Here is a 293-nt window from a genome sequence, read left to right as displayed (position 1 = left end):
ATTATTCTCAAGCGCTGATTTTGATCAGTGAATTTGTGATGACTTTTGTCATCTTTACTTTTCACGTTTCTTGTTCTTTCGAACAATCAACGTTTCAGATTAAACTTGATTCTTAAACTTTTATGACTTTCAAAATAATTTCTGTCGTTTGACAGTATAAGTAAGACAATGTACGAAGCTTAGAGCTTGCCCAACCTGTTTGCTAAATTAGCAAACTGTCCTTTAAAGGAGGTGATCCAGCCCCACCTTCCGGTAGGGCTACCTTGTTACGACTTCATCCCAGTCATCGGCCT

1 rRNA gene is annotated in these 293 nt (G+C 38.2%); it reads right to left on the bottom strand.

What is annotated here, in order from left to right:
* Positions 1-224: 224 nt before the first annotated feature.
* Positions 225-293, bottom strand: a 16S ribosomal RNA gene (locus tag BU804_RS09050); the annotation flags it as partial.

This window comes from Candidatus Protochlamydia sp. W-9 (genome assembly GCF_001950615.1).
GTDB classification, from domain to species: domain Bacteria; phylum Chlamydiota; class Chlamydiia; order Chlamydiales; family Parachlamydiaceae; genus Protochlamydia; species Protochlamydia amoebophila.
The sequence above is the reverse complement of the archived record's forward strand: the minus strand, read 5'-3'. Positions and strand labels throughout refer to the sequence as shown.